Annotated in this window: 8 protein-coding genes and 3 pseudogenes; 2 read left to right on the forward strand and 9 right to left on the reverse strand. The window is 57.9% G+C overall.

Going from position 1 to position 9558, the window contains the following annotated elements; translation table 11 throughout:
* Positions 1–140: 140 nt before the first annotated feature.
* The 9 genes and pseudogenes from QK293_RS13440 to QK293_RS13480 all read right to left on the reverse strand — a co-directional run bounded on the left by QK293_RS13440 (position 141) and on the right by QK293_RS13480 (position 7524).
* Positions 141–1856 (reverse strand): amidase, encoded by a 1716-nt coding sequence (locus QK293_RS13440; protein WP_282377745.1) that lies wholly within the window; start codon positions 1854–1856, stop codon positions 141–143.
* Positions 1857–2008: 152 nt separating this feature from the next.
* Entirely contained in the window at positions 2009–2437 is a 429-nt protein-coding gene (locus tag QK293_RS13445; protein WP_282377746.1) for a nuclear transport factor 2 family protein, read from the reverse strand.
* A 35-nt stretch (positions 2438–2472) separates the two neighbouring features.
* A complete protein-coding gene (locus QK293_RS13450) occupies positions 2473–3045 on the reverse strand; it encodes a chorismate mutase (protein ID WP_282377747.1) in 573 nt (190 codons plus the stop codon).
* Positions 3046–3201: 156 nt separating this feature from the next.
* Positions 3202–3327, reverse strand: a pseudogene (locus QK293_RS13455) (phage infection protein); the annotation flags it as partial.
* Positions 3328–3503: 176 nt separating this feature from the next.
* Positions 3504–3767: pseudogene (locus QK293_RS13460) on the reverse strand (GNAT family N-acetyltransferase); the annotation flags it as partial.
* A 91-nt stretch (positions 3768–3858) separates the two neighbouring features.
* On the reverse strand, positions 3859–5265 hold the full coding sequence (cls, locus tag QK293_RS13465; protein WP_282377748.1) for a cardiolipin synthase: 1407 nt from the start codon (positions 5263–5265) through the stop codon (positions 3859–3861).
* Between the two features lie 222 nt (positions 5266–5487).
* Entirely contained in the window at positions 5488–6180 is a 693-nt protein-coding gene (locus QK293_RS13470; RefSeq protein ID WP_282377749.1) for an RES family NAD+ phosphorylase, read from the reverse strand.
* Positions 6174–6578: an antitoxin Xre-like helix-turn-helix domain-containing protein gene (locus QK293_RS13475; protein ID WP_282377750.1), complete on the reverse strand. Its 405-nt coding sequence runs from the start codon at positions 6576–6578 to the stop codon at positions 6174–6176. The genes QK293_RS13470 and QK293_RS13475 overlap by 7 nt, the downstream gene beginning before the upstream one ends.
* 82 nt (positions 6579–6660) lie before the next feature.
* Positions 6661–7524 carry a LysR substrate-binding domain-containing protein gene (locus tag QK293_RS13480; protein WP_282377751.1) on the reverse strand — a complete coding sequence of 288 codons (864 nt, stop codon included), beginning with the start codon at positions 7522–7524 and terminating at the stop codon, positions 6661–6663.
* Between the two features lie 148 nt (positions 7525–7672).
* On the opposite strand from QK293_RS13480, the gene QK293_RS13485 reads away from it, so the two are divergent.
* Entirely contained in the window at positions 7673–8725 is a 1053-nt protein-coding gene (locus tag QK293_RS13485; protein ID WP_282377757.1) for an agmatine deiminase family protein, read from the forward strand.
* 112 nt (positions 8726–8837) lie between these two features.
* Positions 8838–9232: pseudogene (locus QK293_RS13490) on the forward strand (ABC transporter substrate-binding protein); the annotation flags it as partial.
* Positions 9233–9558: the final 326 nt, after the last annotated feature.

Genomic DNA, 9558 nt, shown 5'->3' on the forward strand with positions numbered 1-9558 from the left:
GCGCTAGGCACACGCTGATTGCTGAAGGGCGCTTTGTGAGGGTAGACGAAACGCAGTGACTATATGAACTCCTGCGTCGTTGGCCTGCTTTGCCGTTAGTGGGCGGGATTAGAGCGTGTAATGCCCCAGTCCCGCCATGGCTATTTTTTACCACCCGGCAATGGTGGGGTGAGAGGCGGGATTAATCGTTTTGTCCCAACTGACTCGAACGCCGACGCCAAGCGCAGCAGCGCCGAATCGTCATAGGCACGACCGGCAAAGGTCAGCCCGACGGGCATGCCGATGTCCGGCATGACGCCCATCGGCACGGTGACCGTGGGAACACCCAGGTGCCGGATGGCGAGATTGCCGTTGGCGACCCATACGCCGTTGCTCCACGCGATATCCGCAGACTTCGGGTCGACATCGGCATTCGCTGGCCCAACATCGGCCACGGTCGGGAATATCACCGCATCGAGCCCCAGCCGATCCATCCAGTCCTCAAGATCGATTCGACGTGTCTTTTCAAGTCCGCGCAGCCCGTCAGGCAATGTGGCGATCTGGTCCCACGGTGTAATGCCGCGTTCGGCCATCTTCACGTACTCGTCCATGCCCGCGGCAAGGTCGTCCTCCCGGTTGGGGAGAGTGCCCGGATCGTGCGGGAAAATCAGCGGTCCGTCGACATCGGCCAGACGGTTCAACGTGGGATCTCCATTGGCCCGCAGAAAATCATCGAACGCCCAGGCCGACAGGTCCCACAACTCATGGTGAAGGAACTCTTTGGACACCAGGCCTCGAGTAAACACGGTCGGCGCACCGGGACGATCACCTTCGCAATTGGAGACCAACGGGAAATCGACTTCGACGACTTCGGCACCCAAGGTTTCGAGTGCCTTGCGAGCGGCTTCCCAGAGCCCGATCACGGAAGGACGAGTGATGATTCGCTGCCCCGTCGGACCACCGATGCCAGGCGTATCGCTCGTACCGGCATCCGGATCCGCGTTGATGTACATGCGGGGAACGCCAAATCGCTTTCCGGCGAGCGCATCAGTATCCGCGGCAAGCGACCCATAGGAGGCGGGACGCACCGAGGCGACACTCGGAATCGGCACCCAGGGTTGCATCCGCCACAGGTCGCCCCGTGTGTCGGGATCATCCGCCACCACCACGTCGAGCACCTCGAGGAGGTCGGCCATGGTTCTGGCATACGGCACGACAACGTCCATCGTCGGCGTCAACGGCCAGTTCCCGCGCACCGAGATCACCCCGCGCGAAGGCGTATAGGCGCACAAACCATTGTTCGAGGCAGGACCGCGACCGCTCGACCAGGTTTCTTCCGCGAGGCCGAATGCCGCAAAACTGGCGGCGGTGGCTGTACCGGCGCCGTTCGATGAGCCTGATGCGAAAGGAGCGGTGAGATAGTCACCGTTGTATGGGCTTTCCGCACGGCCGTAGACCCCGCGCTGCATGCCGCCATTTGCCATGGGCGGCATATTGGTCTTGCCCAGGCAGATCGCGCCAGCGGCGCGAAGCCGTTCGATCGTGAACGCATCGCGATAAGCAATCAGGTTCGCGAACGCGGGACTTCCAGAGGCGGCGGTGAGCCCCTTGACCAGATAACTGTCCTTGGCCGTGTAGGGAATGCCATCGAGCGGACCCAGCGTCTCGCCTTTGGCCCTCCGGGCATCGGACGCCTGCGCCTCGTTGAGCGCCTCGGTGTTTCGAACCACCACCGCGTTGAGGGCGGTGGGCGTGTCGGGTCCGTCGTAGGCATCGATCCTGGCGAGGTAGGCCTGGACAAGCTCAACCGCAGTGGTTCGGCCAGACTCGAGCGCGGCACGCAGTTCGGCAATGGAAACCTCGGTGACCTCGATCATGCTGTTACCACCGGCGGCTGATGGGGGAGGGGGTGAATGTTTTCATCGCACTGGGTCTTGGGCTCAGGGGCATCACTTGTCTCAAAATGGGTATTCATCGGTGTTCTCGTTGCGCGGCTTTACGCGTTCTATTTAACACCAAGCCGGGGTCATCAGGCTTTGCTGGCCGCCAGGTAAGCGCCAAGGCGTTGTCCCATTTGCTCGCCCAAGGCTTGCAGGCCACTCAAGGGACGGACCATCACCTCAAACTCAATGATTTTTCCTTGTTCGTTGAAGCGGATCATGTCGATGCCCTTCAGCTCTTTTCCGCCGACTTTGGCGCTGAATTCCAGGACGACGTTCAACCCGTCGGCCGTCGACAGCTCCCGGTGGTAGACAAAATCCTCAAATACCTCGATGACCGTGTTGAGAATCATCGATACCACGGCCGCTCCCGGGTAAGGCGTGTGAGCCATCGGCGAGCGGAATATCGCCTGTGGGTCCAACAAACCGGGCAAGGCGCTCAAGTCACCCTTGCTGATCATTTCATGCCATTGGTTCAGGGATTCTGCAGCGTTGGGATGCAGTTTCAGTTCAGACATTTTCAACTCCTGTATTTTTGTTGTTTTGCAAACACTCATAGATCGGCGACGCACAACTCCCCGGTGGCGCGTATCAGTGCCTGACCATGCAGACTATCCTTGATCAGGCCGGATCGTTCTTTGGCCAGCCAGTTCGCGCATTCCGGGTCATGGCGATAAGGCGCGAAGTCAGCGTATTGCTGCAACAGACGGTTTTGCAACGCATCCAGCTGGGGCCGGATTTGATTGGCGAGGTCCGGCCTTGGCGTGTCAGGCGCTTTGCCAGCCGCTCGCCAATGAGCGATCAGTCCGTACTGCACCAGCTTGCTGGCTTCTATCTGTGCCGCGATCAATTCGGCCACTTCGTCCGGGTCCAGTTTACGGTCAACGGCTATCTTCCTGGCGTTGGCGATGACTTGCGTTTCCCGGGCACTGTCCTGGATCGGTCTGCCACTGTCCCACTTGGTCAGCGCCACGAGATCGCCCATGCTCAGGCGCTCGTTCAACGTCACCAGCAACGGTTGCAAGCTATCGGGCGCCGGGGAGGGCGCGCTGGCTCGTGCGCTGCAGGCGAGTAAACCGAGGACGGCGCAGGTCAGCAGTTGCGGTAAGCGTGGGGAACGGGGCATCGGCAAACCTCATTGGGTACGGGACTCACAATCAGGTGTTATGTATCACAGGTGCGGCAGAGGCATTAAGTGGGGATTGATTTATTTTACGCACGAAAAAGCCCGGCTGTTCAGGCCGGGCTTTTCGTTGCGTACTGCGGTCACGCTATTCATTTATGCAGCGCGGTTTTCGATCAGACGATCCGAGCCGCCTTCAGCGACAACCGGGTGAGCAGAGGTAGCGGCGAAAGCGTTAACTGCAAAAACCGAGAAAGCGATGCTGAGGAGGATTTGGCGTTTCATGAGGGTGTGCTCCGGGGTGTAGTTGTTGGGTATGGAGCCGATGAAGGGCAGCAATGGGGCGCAACGGTGACCGAGCAGTGTTTTGTACGACCCGGCCAAGCCGCTGCGCAAACTTGAGCCGGTATCAAGCGGTTAAAGCCATTGGTGCGTTTCGTATTGGCCAATCATTCACTCATCTAAATCGAAAGGCCAAACCGATATTCGTGCTCTGTCCCTTCTTGCCGAGATATATGTTCGATCAAGAAGCCACACCGTTTGAGTATTTTTGCCGAGCCGATATTTCCAGCGTATACGTTGGCAACCCGTTGTTTAAGGTTCCAATGCAACTGCGCCTCCTGGATCAGATGCCTCACCGCTAGCGTTGCCAGTCCCCGTCCGCAAGCACTTTGAGCAATCCGATAGCCGACTTCTGCCGACCGCTCGGACCTGTCGATGCCCTGAAAACCACTTTGTCGAGTCCGGTAGTCAAGTTAACTGACACAACCTGTGGTCCAGGGCGACATTGCGAGTTTTCAAGGCGCACCACTTGACTTATAGCCAGTATTCCCAGAGTCGCGCCATCTGCTCTTTGGCTCTCACAGCGAGCGAGCGACGCTGCCACTTTTCCAGCTTGATTTCGTTCGACTTGGCCAGATCAGCCATGAATGCCGCCTGCATCTTTTTTCCAAACCCGGTGCCCAGCACAACGACGTTAACTTCATCGTTGTGCAGGAAGCTGCGCCAGTCGAAGTTGGTGGAGCCGACACTCGACCACACGCCATCGATTACTGCAGTCTTGACGTGGAGTAGCGCGTCACGGCGTTCGTAAATCTTGACGTTGGCCTTCAGCAACTCGCTGTAGTAGGCGCGTCCGGCATGGAGCACCAGCCACGAATCGGTGCTGCTAGGCAGCACCAGCTTGACGTCGACTCCACGCGCTGCCGCCTCCTTGAGTGCCGCCAGCAACTGAGGATCGGGCACAAAGTAGGCGTTAGTCAGCCATATCTCGGTCTGCGCGCTATGCAACGCCGAAATCAGCGTGGCATAGATCAGGCTAAACGGCTCATCTGGTGAGCTGCCGATGGCGCGCACCACCTCGCTGCCTTTGCGCTCAGGTGGCGGAAAGTAGTGGCGAGCCGCGAGTGGTTCACCTTTCTGGGTAGTCCAGGTTCCGATGAACAGCTTCTGCAGTTCCGCAACCACGGGCCCCTCGACGCGCAAGTCGGTATCGCGCCAAGTCAAATCACCATTTGGGCGAGTCTTCGAGTGAGAGCTGAACGAGCCCCCCGAATAGACGCTGCTGATGTTGATCCCGCCGAGAAAGGCAATACGGCCATCCACTATCAGCAGCTTTCGGTGGTCGCGCTGGTTCACGTCCCAGCCCACTTTGGCCGTCACCGGATTGATTGGGTTGTACTCCAGCACCTTGATGCCCGCGTCGGTCAATCGAGAAAAAAACGCTGATGGTGTTCCAAGGGTTCCGACGCTGTCACGGATCAGATTGACCTGTACGCCTTTTTGTTGCTGAGCGATCAATGCGGCGGCGAAGCGCTGGCCGACTTCATCATCGTCGAGGATGTAGGTCTCCATATTGATGTGGTCGCGCGCAGCCTCCACGGCTTTGATCATCGACTGGTAGGTGGTGGGGCCGTCCTGCAGCAAGTCGACTTTGTTTCCTTCCGTTAGCGGGCTACCGGTGATGGATTCTTCGATTGCGAGGTGCACATCGAAGATGTTGGTTTCTGCGCCGGTGGACTTAAGTCGGTCGAGAATGGCTTTGCTGCGCTCGGCTGACAGAGGTCCATGTACTCCGTCGAGTTGCACGGGCGCAGAGGGCGCGCGAGCCATGTCGGGCACAATCCTCGGCAATGTACTGCAGGAAATCACAAAGGCCAGGAGCACAGCCACGCACAGCACCAGAGGAATAAAAACACCCTTGCATGTGGTTAGAATCTTCATTAGGCCTCCTCTTGGCGAGGACGGTGATAGCGCTCAATAATCTAAAAACTTCCTTTCGAACCAGGAGGTATCGATCCTGGACATACCTTGGTCATCCTCAAAAATGTGAACCAAATCTTTCATTCATGCAACGCTACTTTCAATCAGACGATCCGAGCCGCCTTCAGCGACAACCGGGTGAGCAGAGGTGGGGGCGAAAGCGTTAACTGCAAAAACCGACGATCAGGCTTCGCTGATCTCACTGACACTGGTCACCTGCCCATTCCAGATCATCTCGTAATGCGCTGCTTGAATGATTGATAAAACCGGTCTCGGTGTCATCAGCGCCCAGCAGTAACTACCTTGCATGCGCACGGAGTTGTAACGAATGCCGGGACAACCCGCTTTTTTGATGGATTTCCCCAGGTGACGGGAGTGCGTGTAATCGTCAGGCGCGTAGACAGGATCAGTCATCGCAATGGCTGCAGCATCTTTCATCGCCACGTCCACGAAGGAGCAGGACAGTCCCCGAAAAACGAACCGCTCATAGTTCAGGCTGGGGACATTCGACCAATACAAACTCTGGTGATGCCGCACCTCGGCCAGCGCCGTTTCCATGGAATCCGCCAGGTACAACACCCCAAAACTGCCATCGCTGAACCGCGAACCTGCCGGGTTGACGTGGGTAAAAGGCGCTGTCGCGTAAGAGCAGCCAGGAATGCCGAAAGGGATCTGATCACGGGGAATCAACTCAAGATGACCCACTTCATTTTTCAGCCTGGGATTTGTCAGCGCCTGTATCTGATACAGCACCTCAAACTCATCCGCGTCCGCAACGTCATCAAACATCGCGATCGGTGGAAACTTTGAGTTGACCAGTCGATAGGCCTGTAACTGCTCTCCGGCACGTTCTGCCATCTCGTTCACCTTTACCATTGCGCACCACGCAGCACGTCAATGCGCCGAAAGGTTTCATACAAAGAAATCATATCGCCCTGAGACATGATCTCAAGCGGGCTACGCCCATTGAAAAACTCGTTGTCGTTGGTCATCGACGGGAAGCCGTAGACGTTCTCCGGGTTATCGAAAACCAGGCGCAGCGCGGCGTGGATGTTGAGCACAAAACTGATGCGCTGCATCTGGTCCGAGTCCAGAGTCACAGCCCAGTCGGGATCACGCTGCCGGGCGCGGGTGTAGGTGCTGCGTGAAATGCGCAGGATGCGGCAGGCCTGATCGCTGGACGCACCCCATTTTTCGAGGATGCCGACAGCGGCGCGCAGGCCCGTCACACACTGGCTCTTGGTAAAGGCTTGTTCCTGAAGGGCAACGGCCATGTTCAATACCTCATCGTGAATCCATAGACTCAAAGATAGTCATGTTGAATCTACAGATCAAGACTGCCTCGACCAGCGGACGTTACAGGCGATCTTCCAGGTTACTCAGCAGCCACGCACTGAAGCTTCGCGCCAGCGCATTATTCTCACTGTCACGATGGGTCAGCATGGCCCAGTTCGGACCACGAATGGTTTGCTCCACCAAGGGTTGCAACACGCCATTGGCGCGTGCCTGTCGACTCAATAATTGGCTGACCAGAGCGATACCGAGCCCTGCGCACGCGGCGTCCAGCAGAAGGCCGGGGTCGGAAAAATTCAGCCCCTGATCTTTCTGACCGACATCAATGCCAGCCTCCACCGCCCAGTGACTCCAGTCCATTTCCCGCTCGCCGTGAAGGGTTGTTCGCTGTTCGCGTGGCAACGCCAACAGGTTCGGGTGACACGCCGGATAGAGGCGGTCGGCGTGCAGCACCTTGAAGCTGCACTCGGCTTGGGAACTGATGTCATCGCGCACCGCGAGGTCGATAGTCTGGGTGGTCATGTCCGGGACTTCATCGGTACTGAAAATCCATAGATCAACGTCCGGATGCTCGCGGCGAAAATCCCCCAAACGCGGCAGAAGCCAGTGGCGGGCGAACGCCGGTGTGGTGTTGAGGACCAGTTGGTTGGGTTTTTGGTACTGCCCCAGGCGGCGAATGCCGACGGCAAGTTGTTGCAGCATCGCCTGGGTGGTGCTGAGCAAATCGTGACCGGCATCGGTCAGGCTGACGCTGCGTCCACTGCGAAAGAACAAGGGTTGTTCAAGGTACGCCTCAAGGCTGCGGATCTGCTGACTGATCGCCGATTGGGTGAGGTGCAACTCGGCGGCCGCCTTGTGGAAGCTGCCCAGCCGGGCGGCGGCTTCAAAGCCGCGAAGGGTGCTGAGTGGCGGCCAATGCTTGAGCATATCGATAAGTTCCTCTAATCATTTGTCTGCAAAATCCATCGTTTGTTTGCCTGTATTTACGGCCGTAGCATGCATGCCAGGACCACCCAAGCAGTTTTCATTGAACACAATGACTTAACTTAAAGGGCTTTTTATCATGCAGCATGTCATACAGCAGACTGCAGTTCGAAACAGTGGTTGGATGATGCCGGCCGAGTGGGTGAGGCATGTCGCCACCTGGATGGTCTGGCCACACAACAAAGCACTCTGGGAGTCCGGTTGGGGCGTGACGTTGCCACTGGTGCAAGAGGACTTCGCTCGCGTGGCCAACGCCATCGCCCGTTTCGAACCGGTGAAACTGGTCGTCGATCCTTCTGCTGTTGTCAGCGCCAAAGCGTTATGTGGGCCGAACATCGAATTGATCGAGCTGGCGGTGAACGACAGCTGGTGCCGGGACTCGGGTCCGAGCTTCGTCTGCCATCCGCAACAAGGCCTGGCAGGGGTGAGCTGGCGCTTCAATGCGTGGGGCGGCAAGTCGGCCCACCACCTGGACGAAAGCCTGGCGCGTCGAGCACTCACTCACTTGGGCGTGGAGTGCTTTGGTACCGCGCTGCGTAATGAAGGCGGGGCCATCCATGTGGACGGCGAAGGCACGCTGATCACCACCGAATCGGTATTGCTCAACCCCAATCGCAACCCGGGCATGAATAAGGCTGAAATAGAGGAAATCTTCACGCGTCTGCTGGGTGTGAAAAAGACGATCTGGCTGCCAGGCGATCCGGACTATGTGACCGGCGATATGACTGACGGCCATGTCGATGGCGTGTGCGCATTCGCCCGTCCTGGGGTTTTGCTGGTAGACGCCACCCACGACCAGCAATCGGTGTATGCCGAAGTGGCCCGCGAAAACCGTCGTGCGCTGGAGTTGGCCACCGATGCCCAGGGCCGACGGTTCGAGCTGATCGAATTGTATGAAGCCACCGATGCCGTGGACACCGAGGCTGAAGTGTTCTGCGCCTCGTACACCAATTTCTACATCGCCAACGACGCGATCATCATGCCGGCCTACGGCATTGCGGCCGACGAAAAGGCTGCCGCCGTATTGGCCAAGGCGTTTGCCGGGCGCGAAGTGGTGCCGGTTCGAATCAATCACTTGGCGCATGGCGGTGGCGGAGTGCATTGCATCACCCAGCAACAGCCCGCCTGGCCGGTGGAGGGCTGATGCCATGACGCTTCTGACCATCGCTACAACCCAGATGCCCTGCACCTGGGACTTGCCACACAACCTCGATCAGGCCGAGCAACTGGTGCGTGAGGCGGCTGCGAAGGGCGCCCGGCCGTACATTCGCAAGTTCCAGTCGCAGCCGGTGACTGACCTGCTGAACGGCAACCTGTGCCTGTCGCTCGGTTACAGCGGGGATATGACTCAGGCGCAACGGACGGCGGATTCCGCAGGCAAGAACACCACGTTCCAGTACCGCATCCCTCGTGAAGGCACCACGGTGTGGATGGATACCATGGCGATTCCTGTCGACGCTAAACATCCGGATTACGCCTATGCGATGCCAAGGCACGTCCGAGCGTCGATACGACAATGCGCGACAACCCGGACATTTACATCGATGAGGCTACTTACGCACGGCTGATTCCTGGCAAGGACATTCCCCAGTCTGACATGCGGGCGCGCATGCGAACCTGGACCAAGTTCAAGACGGCCACCGCGAAATGAGAGCGACCGGTCAATCACCGTTGGCTTAGTCCAGATCAAGCATTACTGATGAAACGTGCGACCCAGCGCATCCAGGCGAATTATCTTTTAACTGACCTGCAGAGCCCGGGATTTAAATGGTTTGTCGGCATAATCGAGGCATATTTGAGAAATCGAAAAGTCAGAAATAGAGGCAAGTAATGCTGAAGTGACGCGGCCAAGGTCTGCACCTGTACCGGCTAGGGTCAATTGCTGGCGTCGCGACGCACGAAAAAGCCCGGCTTGTAAGGCCTAATGCTGTTCACTTAAGCATTTGAGTCCAAGCCGAGGTTCACCGAAAATCCGAT

Origin of the sequence: Pseudomonas sp. AL03, assembly GCF_029960815.1 — a bacterium.
Classification (GTDB): Bacteria; Pseudomonadota; Gammaproteobacteria; order Pseudomonadales; family Pseudomonadaceae; genus Aquipseudomonas.